General features: G+C 62.8%; 1 protein-coding gene. It reads left to right on the top strand.

Going from position 1 to position 309, the window contains the following annotated elements; all coding sequences use genetic code 11:
- Positions 1-309: IS66 family transposase (locus OQE62_RS19425; protein WP_265723701.1), on the top strand; the 309-nt coding region annotated here is incomplete at both ends.

The raw sequence follows: 309 nt of genomic DNA, 5'->3' as shown, positions 1-309 counted from the left end.
CAGATGCGCGAGATCGGCGAGGAGACCAGCGAGCAACTGGACATCGTCCCGGCCAAGATCCAGGTGATACAGCACGCTCGCAAGAAGTACGCCTGCAAAGCCTGTGAATCCGGCGTCAAAATCGCCCCGCTGCCGGCCCAGCCCATCCCCAGAAGCAATGCCAGCCCGAGTCTGCTGGCCCAGATCACCGTGGCCAAATACCAGGACGCCCTGCCGCTGGCCCGCCAGGAAAAGATCTTCCACCGCATCGGCGTGGACCTTCCTCGCAACACCCTGGCCAGCTGGATTATCCGCTGCAGCCAGTTGGTA

Origin of the sequence: Microbulbifer halophilus, from assembly GCF_026183675.1 — a bacterium.
GTDB classification, from domain to species: Bacteria; Pseudomonadota; Gammaproteobacteria; order Pseudomonadales; family Cellvibrionaceae; genus Microbulbifer; species Microbulbifer halophilus.
The sequence above is the reverse complement of the archived record's forward strand: the minus strand, read 5'-3'. Positions and strand labels throughout refer to the sequence as shown.